Annotated in this window: 10 protein-coding genes; 5 read left to right on the plus strand and 5 right to left on the minus strand. The window is 69.6% G+C overall.

What is annotated here, in order from left to right:
• Window positions 1-107 precede the first annotated feature (107 nt).
• Window positions 108-1,067 (plus strand): tellurite resistance/C4-dicarboxylate transporter family protein, encoded by a 960-nt coding sequence (locus OHS81_RS24210; RefSeq protein WP_328386769.1) that lies wholly within the window; start codon window positions 108-110, stop codon window positions 1,065-1,067.
• 422 nt (window positions 1,068-1,489) lie between these two features.
• Here OHS81_RS24210 and OHS81_RS24215 read toward each other — a convergent pair whose 3' ends face one another.
• The 3 genes from OHS81_RS24215 to OHS81_RS24225 all read right to left on the minus strand — a co-directional run bounded on the left by OHS81_RS24215 (window position 1,490) and on the right by OHS81_RS24225 (window position 4,761).
• On the minus strand, window positions 1,490-2,644 hold the full coding sequence (locus tag OHS81_RS24215) for a catalase family protein (protein ID WP_328386770.1): 1,155 nt from the start codon (window positions 2,642-2,644) through the stop codon (window positions 1,490-1,492).
• Between the two features lie 54 nt (window positions 2,645-2,698).
• A complete protein-coding gene (locus tag OHS81_RS24220; protein WP_328386771.1) occupies window positions 2,699-4,054 on the minus strand; it encodes a Dyp-type peroxidase in 1,356 nt (451 codons plus the stop codon).
• Window positions 4,055-4,170: 116 nt separating this feature from the next.
• Entirely contained in the window at window positions 4,171-4,761 is a 591-nt protein-coding gene (locus tag OHS81_RS24225) for a hypothetical protein (protein ID WP_328386772.1), read from the minus strand.
• A gap of 612 nt (window positions 4,762-5,373) precedes the next feature.
• Between OHS81_RS24225 and OHS81_RS24230 the strand changes: the two genes are divergently transcribed.
• Complete coding sequence (locus OHS81_RS24230; protein WP_328386773.1) at window positions 5,374-6,051, plus strand: GAP family protein; 678 nt, start codon at window positions 5,374-5,376, stop codon at window positions 6,049-6,051.
• Window positions 6,052-6,233: 182 nt separating this feature from the next.
• Here OHS81_RS24230 and OHS81_RS24235 read toward each other — a convergent pair whose 3' ends face one another.
• Window positions 6,234-6,893, minus strand: a complete 660-nt coding sequence (locus tag OHS81_RS24235) for a GntR family transcriptional regulator (protein WP_328386774.1) — start codon at window positions 6,891-6,893, stop codon at window positions 6,234-6,236.
• A gap of 241 nt (window positions 6,894-7,134) precedes the next feature.
• Here OHS81_RS24235 and OHS81_RS24240 point away from each other — a divergent pair, with 241 nt between their 5' ends.
• The 3 genes from OHS81_RS24240 to OHS81_RS24250 all read left to right on the plus strand — a co-directional run bounded on the left by OHS81_RS24240 (window position 7,135) and on the right by OHS81_RS24250 (window position 11,075).
• Window positions 7,135-8,076 carry an ornithine cyclodeaminase family protein gene (locus tag OHS81_RS24240; RefSeq protein ID WP_328386775.1) on the plus strand — a complete coding sequence of 314 codons (942 nt, stop codon included), beginning with the start codon at window positions 7,135-7,137 and terminating at the stop codon, window positions 8,074-8,076.
• Window positions 8,077-8,320: 244 nt separating this feature from the next.
• On the plus strand, window positions 8,321-9,712 hold the full coding sequence (locus OHS81_RS24245; protein ID WP_328386776.1) for an MFS transporter: 1,392 nt from the start codon (window positions 8,321-8,323) through the stop codon (window positions 9,710-9,712).
• Window positions 9,713-9,794: 82 nt separating this feature from the next.
• Window positions 9,795-11,075, plus strand: coding sequence for an NAD(P)/FAD-dependent oxidoreductase (locus OHS81_RS24250; protein ID WP_328386777.1), 1,281 nt, complete (start codon window positions 9,795-9,797; stop codon window positions 11,073-11,075).
• A gap of 424 nt (window positions 11,076-11,499) precedes the next feature.
• Here OHS81_RS24250 and OHS81_RS24255 read toward each other — a convergent pair whose 3' ends face one another.
• Window positions 11,500-14,688, minus strand: a complete 3,189-nt coding sequence (locus OHS81_RS24255) for a cytochrome P450 (RefSeq protein ID WP_328386778.1) — start codon at window positions 14,686-14,688, stop codon at window positions 11,500-11,502.
• Between the last annotated feature and the right edge of the window lie 113 nt (window positions 14,689-14,801).

Here is a 14,801-nt window from a genome sequence, read left to right on the forward strand (position 1 = left end):
GTCCACAAGGGGGCCGTCGCGGTGACGTCCGCTGGAGTCACGCCCGTTCGCCCGTCGGACACCGCGTTGCAGTTGCGGCTCCCCCCACCGCCGCACACTGTCGGGGGATGGGTGATCGTGCGCCGGCCGAGAGCGGGCTGGCCGGCTGGTGGGTGGAGCTGCCCCCGGGAGCAGGAACAGCGGTGATGGCGACCGGGATCGTCTCCATCGGGCTGCACCTGGTCGGACGGGAAGCGCTCTCATGGATCCTGTTCGTCCTCGCCGCCGTCGTGTGGCTCGTGCTCACGGTCGACTTCGCGCGGCGGCTGCTGCGCGATCGGGACCGGTGGGAGGCCGAGGCGGGCACGCCGCCCGCACTGACCGCAGTGGCCGCGACGACCCTCCTCGGGACCTGGGTCGCACTACGGGGGTGGTCGGGTATCGCCGTCGCCGCACTGGTCGTCGCGGTACTGATCTGGCCGGTGCTGCTGACGGCGGTGGTGCGGCACTGGCGGCGGCGCTTGCCGGGGACGGTGTTCCTGGTGTGTGTCGCGACGCAGGGCCTGGCCGTGCTGGCCGGAACGCTGGCCGTCGCGCTGCCGTCCGGGTGGCTCGCCTGGCCGGCACTGGGCTGCTTCCTGCTCGGCCTGGCGCTCTATGCATTCGCCTTCCGGCGCTTCGACCTCGGCCAGCTGCGGACCGGCGCGGGCGACCAGTGGGTGGCGGGCGGGACGCTGGCGATCTGTGCGCTCGCCGGGTCGAAGCTGCTGGCCGTGCCCGCCTGGCGCGGCACCGCTCTGCACGACGCGCTGCGTACGCTCACGCTGGTCACGCTCACCCTGTCCGTGTGTGGGTACGCCGTCCTCGTCTTCGCCGAGGTGCGTTGGCCGCGTCCGCGCTACGACATGGCGCGCTGGGCGACAGTCTTCCCGGCCGGCATGACGGCCGTCGCCACCCTGTCCATCGCCGACGCCGCAGCCGTGGGCTGGCTGTGGACGCTGGGCCAGGTACTGCTCTGGGCCGCTGTCGCCGCCTGGGCGCTCACACTGGTCGGGCTGGTCAGGCACGTGGCCGCGTACTCCCGGTGACCTGCGCCGGGACGGTGGCAGGGGTCTTTCCGGGCACCCCTGGCGCGGCGGTACGCACCAGGTCGGCGGGGAAGACGAGCTGGACTTCGAGTTGTCCGGTGGGGCTGTCAACTCGCCTGTGGCAGACCGGTCCGGTGCCAGCGAGGGGTGCGATTTCGGGTGGGGGCCGCGTTGGGGGGCCAGGAATGGGCTCGGGACCGTCAGACGCTTGGGGGATGGGCATGATGGCACCGGACGGCATCGGCGCCATGCTGAGAGGGAGTCGGGAATCGGCCGGGCTCACGCGCGATGAGCGGGCTCCGGCATGACAAGAAGCCCAGGGTGGAAGGTGGTTCGACCCGGGCACCTGAGGCCACGGGCCGCGTCTGCGTCTGCCAGGAGCTTGAGTCGCGGGGCGGCGCAGGCGCGAGGAGCGCCTTCCCCTACTCGCCCCCGGCGTGGTCGCCATGGCGGGCCGGGCCAAGTACCTCGTCGGCGCTGCGCGGCTCTGTGCGCGGCTGTTGGTTGAGCTGGTGGCGCGCGATGGAGGAGTGCCGGTAGACCTCCTTGCGGACCCGCATGATGTTGCCCAGGGGCGCGTGCTCGGCGGTGACCCGCCAGGGGGTGAAGGACAATGAGTCCATCTGCTCCAGGTTGTCCGGGCCGGAGATGTCCTGCTGCGGCAGCCGCAGCTTGGCCACGGTGACGGACGGCGAGAGCTGCTCGGGCCACTCCACGGTGGTGTCCTCCACCGGCATGCGTGCCAGGTCGGTGCAGAGTTGGACCTGGATGTCGAACGTGTACGGCCGCTCCTGCAGCTCGGCTTGCAGGGCCGGCCGGAAGACCTCCGGCGCGGAGGCCGGGTCGATGGCGCGCCGGACCACCGCGGCGGCGAAGTCCGGATCGGGGGTGATGCGCACCTTGGCGATGTAGTCCCCGTGCCGTACCGCGCCCATCGTCCAGTAGCTCGACAGCAGCACGTTGACCGGGGGGATCTTGGACAGGCGGAGGAAGGCCAGGAACTCGTCCCACGCCCAGTTGTCCTGGTCGAGGGTCCCCTTTCCGGTCACGAACTCGGTGAAGAAGCGATGCGCGCCGGGTCGGCCGTGGGAGAAGTAGGACGGGGCGTCCAGGAACAGTTCCTGGATGAACAGGTAGTGCTCGACCGTGTTGCAGAAGAAGACCGGTGCGTTGATGTTGGCGTAGTCGAAGGTGCCGGTGTCCGGTTCGTCTTCCAGCAGGGTCGGGCCGGCGATGCCGAAGATCTTCAGTGCCAGTCCGGTGGCGGCGCCCAGTCGCGCGTCGGCTCCGGCGTGCGGTGAGCCGTTGGAGAAGCGGATGAGGGCATCGTGGGTTCCCGGAGTCGCGTAGATGCCCTGGGCGTACTCGGGGGGCAGCCCGTCCAGGATCTCCACTTCCCCTCGGACCAGCCCGTAGCCCTTGGCGTGGGCGTCGCGGAGGGCCCGGCCGGTGCCACCGGCCGTCACCGACTCGGTGATGTAGCTCTCGGTCTTTGCGATCACCGTCTGGAGGTGCTGTGCGAAGTGCGGGTCATCGTCTTCGACGTCCGGCGTGTAGCGGACGAACTGTGCTGCCATGACTTCGACCTCTCTTCGAGGACCGTGGTGGGGCCTCAGGTGCAGGAATTGCCGTCAGCCCTCCAGTTCGGCGAGCCAGCGCAGGGCGCGCAGCCCCGGCACGAAGCAGTACTCACCGCCCCGGGTGACCACGAAGCTGGGCAGGTTCTGGAGGCGCCGCCGGATCGGCCTTTCCGGGATGGTGGCGCTGCCGGTTCCGTCGTGATGCCCGGCTACCGGGTCCTTCTCGCCGGGGTGGCCGATGAAGTTGCCGTCGTTGACCCACTCGGCCTTGATGAATTCGAATTGCCGTTCCAGATGGGCTCCGATGAAGACACCGACCAGGCCCCGGTCGGCACCGTCGTCCTCCAGCACCCCCTCCGGCAGCGGTGGGCCGTAGGTGGTGCCGCGGCGGATCAGGCGGTGCATCCGTGCGTCGCCGATGATCGTGGCATCGCGGGGGTTGACGCGCCGGACGTGCGCACCGGCAGGACACCGGAAGCCGCGATCGTCGTTCTCCCGGTACAGGAAGTTGTTGACGCGGTGCGGATCGGCCGCCAGCTCCGGGTCATCGCGCTCCGGCGCCAGCGCCAGCGGCGCCCCGCTGGGCCAGCGCCCGACCATCTTCGCCGCCAGCAGCGCCTCCTCCTCGGCGCTGGAGGTGTTCGCCCGCAGGTAGCGGCGCCAGGCCGCCACATTGGTGTGGATCTTGCGCACGGCCGCGTAGGTCCCGTTGCGCCCCAGCACATCGGGGCTGGGCATGGGCGGCAGACTGCCGGTCTCGTCGGGGTAGCCGAGGAGGAACTCGCCGGCCTTGACGGGGGCTTCCTGCGGGTTGGAGCCGGGCAGGCCGACGCCCTCGATGTTCGGATGGCTGATGCCGTCGCGGAAACCGAAGGTGGTGCGCCCCGTCGGGAGCTGGTGGACCTCCTGCTGCCAGATCACCTGGACACCGGGCGTGTCCTCGTAGGCGACACGGGCCTGTTCCAGCGCTTTGTCCAGCTGCGCAGCCTCGGAGGCGAGGGCGCTCAACGCGATATGGACCTCGCCGGTTCCGAACGGTGCCTCCCAGTGGGCCGGGGCACTCCCGCCCACGTCACCGATCAGCTCCGCCCGGGCGGCCATGCCCTCACGAAACGCCCGCGGAAAGCTGTCCAGCGACTCCTGGGGCACCCCCAGTGCCCTCAGCCCCTGGTAGGTGAACGCCACCGCCACCCAGGCATCCTGGCTCCGGTCCACGCTGGGCAGACCACCCGGGGTCAACGGGAGCAGCCGCCGCAGCAGGGCGCGCCCGGCGTGACGGTCGTCGACGCGCAGGAAGACGAAGCTTCCCTCGTACGGCACCGGCCGTGGACGCAGTGCCCCGCTCTGGACGTCGTCGATCTCCACGTGCACGCCCGCTGCGCTACTGCTGCTGTCCGCCGTGCTCATGATCGCTTGTGCCTCCACATCGGTCTCTGCCCGGCAGCCCGGCAGCGACTGGTCCGCGTTCGCCGACGCGGCCCACAGACGTGGGGTCGGCTCTGAGGGGTGGTTGTGTCCGGGTTCTAGGCCGCGGCTTCCTCCAGCAGCTTCTGGAAGGCAGGCGTGGCCAGCAACTCGGCGTTGGCCGGGTTGTCCAGCGCCGCCCGGAATTCAGGGGTGTCCAGCACCTCCTCGAACGCCTCGTCCACTCGGTGGTCCTTCCAGATCTGCTGAACGGTCAGATCGGGATAGGAGCTGACGAAGCTCTTCGCGGGCGCCTGGTGGGCGACGAACCAGTCCTTCACCCCGGGATCGCTGATGCCGGGGAACCCTTCGCTGTGCGAGAAGATTGTGTCGAAGTGGGACCCGATGACCGTCTTGGCGAAGTCGTCGATGTAGGTGTCCCAGGAGCCGTCGAAGACGCTGGCGAACATGAAGTGGGTGTCGTTGTCGAAGATCACGTGCCGGGCGTCGTGCAGGGTGCCGATCTGGCGTAGCGCCGCACGGGCCGCTACGTCATCCGACCCGCTGGCGAGCGCGGCGAGATCCGCACGCAGCGCATCGGCCTCGCCCGGCTTGATCTTGGTAAAGACGGTGAACTCGCTACAGACCCCATCCGACCTGCCCGGGCGTTCGGGCTGAGCCGACGGGGTGGCACCTGTCGTCGCAGTCATCGTGAGACTCTCCTGCCACGGATCGGTGCGAGGGTCGCCAAGCACCCGAATATGGGGCGCCATCGCCCTCACTTCTTCATCCTGACCGCCCCTGCACGGCCTCGCATCTTCGGCCCTGGGGGACGGAAAGCAGCCTCGGGTGCCGGCCGGCTTCTCCCGTTCCGGGAACGCAGCAATGCGGGTGGCCGGCACGCAACAGAACGGCGCCTCGCGTTCTGAGGAGCTCCCGAGGACAGATCCGCAACGACGCAGGAAGATGAGACGGGATGTCCCGAGTACGGCGTCGTCGCGCTTCCGGGCAGCCGCTTCCGCGTGGCCGAGAGGCCAGCCGCGTAACAGTGCGCCGCTGCGCCCCGGCGCCGTCCCGGCCACACCGTGAGCGGGTTCGGGTCATGCAAGCGCTCAGCAGCCAGGAACGTCCGGACGGCCGCAAGGCGGGTGCTGATCACCGGGGAGTTCGCCGCTCAGATGGGGCGCTTCCGGGGCTGTGGCGAAGGCCCGGGGCACGCACACGACAGACCCGCGGGCGCCCGCCCAGGCGAGCGGAGCACCCACACCCGCCATTTCTGGCCCGACCTGATCACCGCCCGGGCCCACCCCCTGGAGGTAACCATGGGCAAAGTTCTCGGTGACGTGCTGGGGCTTGCGGCCGGCGTGGCGATCAGCCCGCTGCCGATCATCGCCATCATCCTCATTCTCGCCACGCCTCGGGGACGTCTCAACGGACAGCTGTTCGCCGTCGGCTGGATTCTGGGACTCTCGGCACTGGGCGCGGTGATGCTGGCGATCGCTTCCCCCGCAGGTGCCTCCGCCCACCATCACCCGGCCACCTGGGTGGGAGCCCTCAAACTCGCTCTGGGCGTGTTCCTCGTCCTCTTCGGCGCCCGGCAGTGGCACCGGCGCCCGAAGGATCCCTCGCAGGCCCAGCTGCCGAAGTGGATGGGCGCGATCGACCGCCTCACGCCGGTCAAGGTCTTCGGGCTCGGACTGGCCCTGGCCGCGCTCAACGCCAAGAACGCCCCGCTGACCATCGCCGCGGGCGCCTCGATCGGCTCGGCCGGACTGCCGGTCGGGCAGCAGATCGCCTCACTGGCAATCTTCGTGCTGATCGCCACCCTCGGCCTGCTGGCCCCACTGGGCGTCTTCCTGCTGGGAGGAGAGCGAGCCGAAACCACGCTCGGCAGGTGGAAAGACTGGGCAGCCCAGCACAATGTCGCCGTGATGGCGGTCCTGTTCTTCGTCCTCGGGTTGAAACTGCTCGGAGACGGCATCTCCGTCCTCACCTCCTGACAGGCTTGCTCGCGTCGCCGTGCGGCCCGAGCGCACGACCGCGCACTGTGGTCATTCCACGCGGGGGCGCCTGACCGTTTCCACCCGAACGGTCCGGATAACGACGAGGGCCCAGGTCTCCGACCTGGGCCCTCGTCGTGGAGCGGGTGACGGGGATCCGAACCCGCGTTCTGAGCTTGGGACTAGTCCCCGTCCGCCCAGTCGGATCGGACGTGGTGCAGGTGCGCCCGGATGATGCTCTCCAGGCGGGGCATGTCGCCGTCTGCGATCGCCGTCAGGATGTCTCGGTGTTCGTGGACGATGTCGGTGAGTATGCCGTGCTGGGCCAGATACTCCAGCCCGTAGAGCCGGGTTTGGTCGCGCAGAGTCTCCACCGTGTTGACGAGGCGTTTGTTGCCGCAGTGGGCGAGGAGGCCGAGATGGAACTGCCGGTCGGCTTCGAGGACTTGCACCACGTCACCTTTGCCGGCCGCGGCTTCCATGTCGGCCACGGTTGATTCGAGTCGGGCAAGATCGCCTTTGCTCATGTTGCCCGCGGCCTGAAGCGTGCCGTGCACCTCGAGGAGCAGGCGCATCTCGTAGACCTCGTCGAGGTCGTGTTCGCTCATCGGCACGACGCGGTATCCGCGGTTGCGGACGGGTTCCATCAGGCCCTGGTTGACCAGAGTGAGCATGGCCTCGCGTACGGGGCTTCCGGACACTCCGAGCCGCGTGGCCAGTGCCGCCGCGGAGTAGATCTCGCCGGGCTTGATCTCGCCGGATACGAGTGCCTGCCGGATCACCTCCAGTGCCTGGTCACGCAGATTCGTGTGCCGCAAGGGCTGGGATGCCGGCTCGGACACGTCACCTCCTGGTCTCAGACTCTTGACTTTGGATTTCGCCGTAGGCATGGTACTCGCCAACCGGTGACAGGTAACCGGTAACCGATTACCCATGAGTAGTAGGTGGGGAAGAGGCCCGGTATGCCTGCTCCGGCGGTACCCCACGCCGGAGCCCCACCACGCGACGACCCACACGCGCCCGGCAACCCCGGGCCCTGTTGGTCCGGGACTGCCCCTCGACGCCCCTCCCGGAGGCAAGCCAATGCTCACCGTCTCAGCCGAAGACACCGTCCGGGCACTGCCCTTCGATGCACTCATCGACGCGCTGCGCACCGGATTCCGAAACGGCGCCCACACTCCCCAGCGGCACCACCACGTCGTCGACGCCGGGTCCGATGCGAGCGTGCTGCTCATGCCGTCCTGGACCGACGGCGAGTACCTCGGTGTGAAGCTGGTCAACGTCTTCCCCGGCAACAGCTCGCTGGGACGTCCGGCACTGTCCTCCGCCTTCGTCCTGGCCAGTGCCACCACCGGCGAGCATCTCGCCGTGGTGGACGGAAACACGCTCACCCAGCGCAGGACCGTGGCGACCTCGGCGCTCGCGGCCACCTACCTGGCACGCAAGGACAGCAAGGTCCACGTCGTGGTCGGCGCGGGGCACGTCGGCAGCCTGGCTGCCGACGCGTACCGCAGTGCCTTCGACATCCGCAAAGTGATCGTGCACGACCACGTGCCCGCGCACGCGCAACGCCTGGTGGACAGCTTGCGTGAGCAGGGTGTCGACGCCTGCGTCGCCACCGACCTGCGGGATGCGGTGGCCGCCGCCGACATCGTCACCTGCGCCACCCTCGCCACCGAGCCGCTCATCCGCGGGGACTGGCTGCGCAAGGGAACCCACCTCGACCTCATCGGAAGCTTCCGCCCCACCATGCGGGAAGCCGACGACGCGTGCCTACGCCGCGGCACGGTCTACATCGACACCTGGGCCGCGTTGGAGGAGTCCGGCGACCTCATCCAGCCGATCGACGCCGGCGTCCTCGACCGGAACGCGATCGCCGGGACCCTGCCCGGACTGTGCCGCGGTGATATTGCCGCCCGGCGCGACCGCGACCAGATCACCGTCTTCAAGTCCGTCGGCAGCGGTCTCGCCGACCTGGCCGCGGCCGCGCTGGTCTACCGCTCCACCCGAAACCCCGCTCCGTGAACCCGCCCGCACACCAGTCAAGGAGGCCCGCGCCGGAGTGAGTTCCGGGAATTACCAGGCCGCCGGGGTTTCATCGCCGCAGCCCACCGCCCTCACCGCAGTCCTCAGCCCTCCCGCAGTCCTCAGCTGACGTCGCAGGGCCACTTCGAATCCGTAGAGGTATGGGAAGCCCACTTCACCAGGTCGTCCGCTGATCCGAGAAGTCAGGATCGTCGCTGCCGACGACCGGCACCAAGGAGAACACGTGAGTACCTCGCTCATCGATGACGCTCGTTTCAGTCCATTCCACAAGAAGATGTTCGTGCTCACCGCCGGAGGACAGTTCCTCGACGGCTATCTGCTCAGCATCGTCGGCGTAGTCGTACTCGGAATATCCGAAGACCTCGGGATGTCAGCGAGTGCGGCGGGCCTGATCGGCGCGTCGGCACTCATCGGCCTGTTCCTCGGCGGCCTGGTCTTCGGACGCCTCACCGACCGCATCGGCCGTCAACTGCTGTTCACACTCCACTTCATCGTGATCGCGGCGGCCTCCATCGGGTCGATGTTCGTGACCGACCCGGTGCAGTTGATCGCCCTGAGGTTCGTCATCGGAATCGCGCTGGGCGCGGACTACGCCATCGGCAGCGCCTTGCTGTCCGAGTGGCTGCCGACGGCTCAGCGCGGACGTGTCATGGGAATGCTCATCATGATGTGGTTCGTGGGGGCCACGACTGCGTACCTGGTCGGCTACGGCCTGATCAATCTCGCGGGCTCCGGCGCGTGGCGCTGGGCGCTGGGCAGCGCGGCGATCCCGGCCGTCGCGTTCATCATCGCGCGCATCGGGACACCTGAGTCGCCTCGCTGGCTCGTCAGCCGCGGACGCCTGGAGCAGGCGCGTGCCGTACTCACCCGCGTCTACGGTGAGCAGGCCACCCCGGAGGCGGTCGAATCGCTGAGAGCCGACGAGTCCGCGCACGGTCTGGGATTCGCCGAAGTCTTCCGCGGTATCTACCTCAAGCGCACTGTTTTCGTCGGTCTGTTCTGGCTTCTGCAAATCGTTCCGCTGTTCGCGATCTACACTTTCGGCCCGACGATCCTCGGCGCTTTCGGCATGGCCGACAGCAATACCTCGGTAATCGGTTCGGCGCTCATCAGCGTGCTGTTCCTCGTCGGCTGCCTTCCTGCGCTGCGCATCATCGATACCCGGGGCCGACGTCCACTCATCGTCTGGTCGTTCGCACTCATGGTCGTCCCGCTCGCGATGTTGGGACTGGCTCCCGGCGCGCCCATCGCCGTGGTTCTCGCGTGCTTCTGCGCTTACGCGTTCTTCTCCGGCGGTCCGAGCATCCTCGAATTCATCTATCCCACAGAGCTGTTCCCCACGGAGATACGCGCGACGGCGGTCGGCATCGGCACCGCGGTCAGCCGCATCGGTGCGGCCATCGGGACCTACTTGCTGCCGATCGGCCTGGAAAGCATGGGGGTGGGGCCCATCATGCTGATCATGGCCGGCGTCACCGTTCTCGGATTCGTGGTCTGTTTCGCGCTGGCACCGGAGACCCGCGGCCGCCGACTGGCAGACGCCAGTGGCAGTACACCGGCCCAGGCACCGGCTTCGCACCCTGCGCCCTTCACCGGCCACCCCACCCAACCCTGAGTTCACAGCGCCGGGCGCCGGGCGCCGTGCTCGCCCGAGCGTTCACCACACCGGCGAAGACGTCGACCCGAGGAAGTGCAGGATGACAGAGAAAGCAGTGATCGTCGGAGCGGGCATGGTCGGACTCGCCACCGCCTACCGACTGGCCCGGGACGGACTGGATGTCACGGTCGTGGATACGGGCCGGAGCGGGGCCGGCGCCTCAACTCGCAATGCCGGGTGGATCGTTCCGGTCATGTCGACTCCCGTCCCCGCACCCGGGATGCTGGGTAAGGCACTGCGGTGGATGGCCCGAAAGGACAGTCCCCTCCATATCCGACCGTCCTTGCGCCCTGACCATGTGCGCTTCATGGCAAGCATGCTGCGTCACTGCAATAGCAGGGATTACCAGCACGGCATTGAAGCTCTCGTGGCGCTGAATGAACGAACCGTCTCCCTGTTTGACGGGTACCAGCAGGACGGAGTGCACTTCGCATACCACCGCACGGGTCATCTCCTGGTCTTCCGCACTCGCGATGCCATGCACGCGCACCGGGCCGATTTCGCCCCGATGGAGCGGATCGGCCACACCGCCGTCCCGCTCTCCGGAGACGAGGCCCGGGATCTGGAGCCCGCGCTCGGCCCCTACGTGCAGGCAGGTCTCCAGTGCACCCAGGAACGGCATGTGGACCCCGCCACGCTGATCGAGGGCCTTGAGCAGCGCTGTCGGGACCTCGGGGTGCGCTTCCTCCACGGCAGGCACGTCACCGGCATCCGTTCCGAGGGCGCCCTGACGACCTCCGTACTGGCGGGGGACGAGGAGATCAGCGGGGACCTGTTCGTCCTCGCAGCAGGCGTGCACTCCGGCGCGCTGTCGCGGCTGGCCGGATTCCCCCTGCCCATCCAGCCGGGCAAGGGCTACGGGTTCGACGACACCAGTGGCTCGGTGCAGCTGCGGCACTCGGTGTACCTGGGCGAAGCGAAGGTGGCCATCACGCCGCTGTCAGGCCGGCTCCGGTTCGCCGGGACGATGGAGTTCGGCAGCTCCGACTCCACGGTCGCACCACATCGTGTGCGCGGAATCATCCGGTCCGCCGGCGAATACCTGCCGGACTTCCCGCCCGCACCGCAGCAGCACGCCTGGACGGGACTGCGTCCGATGACGCCTGACGGGCTGCCCGTCATCGGGCCGCTGCCAGGCAAGGAGAACGTATTCGTCGCCAGTGGACACGGGATGCTCGGGGTCACCCTGGCGCCGATGACGGCGGAGATCATCGCCGCACAGGTAAAGGGAGAGGAGCGTGATTCGGACATCGCCAACACGGCACGTCCCTTCTCTCCCCAGCGCTTCGCCCGACGAGGCCACGGGAAAACGGTCCGCTGACCGCTGACCTCTGACATGCCGGACCGTCGCCCAGCGTCTCGGCGAGGTCCCGGCAGTCGGCCGGCCGGGTCCTCGCGGCGACGGTGTCGCCGCGTATAGGAGCCGGCCACCCACCGATCCACAGCGCCTTGGCGCGCACGGGGCTGGGCTCCAGGGCTTGTACCAGGGACCGGCCCAGCCAGTGGCGTACCTCCTCCAGTCCGCCCGCGCCGAGCCGGTGGCTCCACAGCGTCGCGGGTGTAGTGGAGTTTGTTGGTGAGCAGGATCGCCCACGGCTCTTCGCCGGCGACATCCACATGCCGGTTCCGGTGAATCCGTAGTGCACACTCCTCCTCATGCGGCTCCAGAGGCCAAAGGACCTTCAGGGCACTGTGTACGGTGTGCCCCCGGCAGGCCGGGAGATGAGCCCGCCGGGGGTTAGGGCTCAGCCCGCCGCGTAGACGTCCTCGATGTAGCGTCCTGAGGCGGTCAGTTCGCGCAGCCAGGCCTCGGACTCCTGGGGCGAGGCGCCGGTGCTCGCGCCGTGCAGGTCGCGGAAGGCGGCCCGTACCCCGGGTGCCATCCGGCTGCCGTCCCCGCAGACGTACACCCGCGCGCCGGCCTGCAGCAGCTCCCACACCTCTGCCCCTTCGGCGGCGATCCGGTGCTGGACGAAGCGGTGGCCGTTCTCGGGGCGTTCGCTGAAGACGGGGCGTACGGAGATGACGCCGGCGGCTTCGGCGGCGGCGAACTCCGCGGCGTGCAGGAAGTCGGCCTCCGGGTCGTCGCAGCCGAAGTAGAGCCGGGCGGGGGCCTGCTGGCCCGCGGCGAGGCGGTCGGCGACGGCGCCGCGGAACGGCGCGAGGCCGGTACCCGCGGCGATGAGGATGACGGGGGTGTCATCGGCCGCGTCGAGGCGGAAGGCCTCGCGGCAGGGCTGGACGCGGGCCAGGACGGTGTCGCCGGGCCGCACACCGTGCAGGTAGGACGAGCCGGTGCCGCCGGGCAGCAGCGAGACCATCAGATCGGCGTGCCGGGCGTCGGCGGCGGGTGAGGACGACAGGGAGTAGTGCCGGGTGCGCAGCGGCGGCAGCAGCTCCAGCAGCACCGGCCAGGGCAGGGCCCCGCGCAGCGCCGGGTGGGCCTCGATCAGGTCGATCAGGGTGCGCGGGTCGTCCTCGGCGAGGTTCTCCAGGGCGTGGCGCTCGGGCGGGCAGGGGTTGTGCGCGGCGAGCACGGCGACCTGGTCAGGCGTCGGCCGTTGCCCCAGTTCAAGGTGGTGGGTGAGCAGTTGCCGCACCGTCAGGGGCCGGTCGACGGGCAGGGTGTCGCGCCCGGCGCGGCGGCCGGAGTGCAGGGCGAGGACGGTGTCCGGGTCGGCGCCCAGGGCGCGGGCGGCCCGCTCGACGGCGGCCGGGGCGTTGGCCGGCAGCACCGCGAGGTGGTCGGCGGTGCGGTAGCCGGCGCCGTCCGGGAGGGCGATGCGCAGGAAGCGCTTGGGCCGCGGCCAGCCCTCGGCGGTGAGGTCGTGGGCCTCGGTGACGGTCATCGGGACGAGGTCGTGGCGGGCGGCGAGCGCGTCCAGCGGGCCGCCGGTGATCTCGGTGACGGTGTAGCCGGTGGCCTCGGCATCCGGTTCGGCGGCGCCGATGCTCGCCGGGTCGCCGTAGCGCGTCAGCAATTGAGTGCGCAGCGCCGCGGTGAACTCCTTGACGGTGCCGCTGAGGTCGCCGGAGGCGTCGGCCTCGGCGCGCGGCAGCAGCCGGTCGCCGCCGAGTGCGTCGAGCCGGTCGTCGATGAGGGTCGGTATGTGCTGGTAGGTGGCGGCCCAGTTGCGGTCGCCGACGCCGAGGACGGCGAACGGGAGACCCGTGGCGGCGCCGTCCTGCGCGGTGTTCAGCCATTCGACGAAGGCGGCCGCGTCGTCGGTGGGCCGGCCGTTGTAGGAGGCGGCGACGATGACGACGGGCCGGTCGGCGGGCAGCGCACCGGCGTGGGCGTCCAGCGGCGCCACATCTGCGGCGAAGCCGAGTCCGGTGGTCTCGTCGGCGAGCCGCTCGGCGAACTCGCGGCAGGTGCCGTAGTTGCTGCCGTGCAAGAGCAGCAAACCGGTGCCCTGGGGGACGCGGGTCGGCAGGCCCTGGTCGGCGGCCGCGTCGTCCCCGGTGGTTTCGGCGCTGCCGGGAAGCACGGCCAGCGCGGCGCGGACCGCGGCCCGGTCAGCGGGCGTACGGGCGGCCAGGGTGAGGGTGAACCCGTCGGGCTTGAGGGTCAGCGTCTCCTTGATGCGCAACTGGTAGTCGTGGTGGTCGATCAGGCGGTAGCGGTGGGCGAGGAGAGCGAGCAGCATGGTCGCCTCGTGGAGCGCGAACTGCCGCCCGATGCAGGCGCGTTCACCGGTTCCGAAGGGCTTGTAGGCATGCGGGGAGCGGGCCGCCTCGGCCTCCGGGCTGAAGCGGGAGGGGTCGAACAGCTCGGGGTTGTCGCCCCAGACGGGGTCGCGGTGCAGCATCGGGGTCAGCACCATGACCGGTTCCCCGGCCTTCAGCGGATAGCGGCCGCCGAGCAGCGTGTCCTCGCGGGCCTGACGGAAGAAGGCGCCGGCGGTGGGCCACAGCCGCAGCGTCTCGTTGAGGACCTGGCGGGTGAACGGCAGCCGGCCGATGTCCTCGAACGAGGGGTCGGGGTCGGCCTGGTCGCCCCACAGCTCGTCGGCCTCGCGCTGGATCATGCGCAGCGCGAGCGGGTCCTTGAGCAGGTAGTAGAGGGCGAAGGAGAGCGCGCCCGAGGTGGTCTCGTGACCGGCGATCAGGAAGGTGATGACCTGGTTGCGGATGTTGGCGAGGTCCAGGGCGGGTCCGTCACCCGCCGCACCGTCCTCCTGCCCCCGGGCGCCGAGCATCAGGCCCAGCAGATCGTCGTCGCCGCTCTCACCGCTCGCCGTGCGGGCGGCGATGACCTCGTCGACGACCGAGGCGAGGTAGTCGGCGTCGGTCCGGAAGGCCGCGTCCGCCGCGGAGTGGTCGGCGTCGGGGTCGCGGGAGATCTTCGTCAGGCTCCATTCGAGGCAGCGCACCATCGCCTCGACGAACGGATGCTCGGTGTCGCCGCGGGAGAAGGACTCGAAGTCGAAGCCGAATCCGGCCAGTCCGATGGTGTCCAGGGTCATCCGGGTCATGTCCTCGGCGACCTGGACGGGCGTGCCGTCGGCCACCCGCCGGTCCCAGGAGGCCGTGACCCGGCGCACGGCCTTGAGCATCGCCGGGTGGTAGGTGCGCATCGAGCCGAGCGCGAAGGCCGGCATCAGGACCTCGTGTGCCTTGGCCCAGTTCGGCTCGTCGTTGTAGGCGGTGAACAGACCGTCACCGGTGAACTCTCTGACGTTCTCCAGGACGACCGACTTGGCCTTGCTGAAGCGGGACTCGTCGGCGAGCTCGGTGACCAGGTCGAGCGAGGCGAGGAACAGCGTCTCGTGGTCGCCGAACTTGCGCTTGAAGACCGGGCCGTGGATCCGGGCCAGGTCCATGAACTGCTGGATGGGCGTGTGGATGGGCCCGGCGTCCGTGAGGTCGGCCACCGGAATGCCGTCATCGGCGGCGCGTTCGTCGCTGTGGAGCGCGATGGTGTCGGTCATGTTTCCAGCGTGAGGGCCCCCACGTGCAGGTCACGCCCGGACAACTGCATGATTGTGCAGTGGTTTTTCGCCGCTCACGGTTGCACGCAAGCCCATGATGGGGCATATGCACA

Origin of the sequence: Streptomyces sp. NBC_00400, from assembly GCF_036048035.1 — a bacterium.
In the GTDB taxonomy this organism is placed as follows: domain Bacteria; phylum Actinomycetota; class Actinomycetes; order Streptomycetales; family Streptomycetaceae; genus Streptomyces.

What these genes read in the sequence shown, in the direction of transcription:
- OHS81_RS24210 (WP_328386769.1), top strand. Translation starts at nt 108, where the DNA reads ATGGGTGATCGTGCGCCGGCCGAGAGCGGGCTGGCCGGCTGGTGGGTG.
- OHS81_RS24215 (WP_328386770.1), bottom strand. Translation starts at nt 2,644, where the DNA reads ATGGCAGCACAGTTCGTCCGCTACACGCCGGACGTCGAAGACGATGAC.
- OHS81_RS24220 (WP_328386771.1), bottom strand. Translation starts at nt 4,054, where the DNA reads ATGAGCACGGCGGACAGCAGCAGTAGCGCAGCGGGCGTGCACGTGGAG.
- OHS81_RS24225 (WP_328386772.1), bottom strand. Translation starts at nt 4,761, where the DNA reads ATGACTGCGACGACAGGTGCCACCCCGTCGGCTCAGCCCGAACGCCCG.
- OHS81_RS24230 (WP_328386773.1), top strand. Translation starts at nt 5,374, where the DNA reads ATGGGCAAAGTTCTCGGTGACGTGCTGGGGCTTGCGGCCGGCGTGGCG.
- OHS81_RS24240 (WP_328386775.1), top strand. Translation starts at nt 7,135, where the DNA reads ATGCTCACCGTCTCAGCCGAAGACACCGTCCGGGCACTGCCCTTCGAT.
- OHS81_RS24250 (WP_328386777.1), top strand. Translation starts at nt 9,795, where the DNA reads ATGACAGAGAAAGCAGTGATCGTCGGAGCGGGCATGGTCGGACTCGCC.
- OHS81_RS24255 (WP_328386778.1), bottom strand. Translation starts at nt 14,688, where the DNA reads ATGACCGACACCATCGCGCTCCACAGCGACGAACGCGCCGCCGATGAC.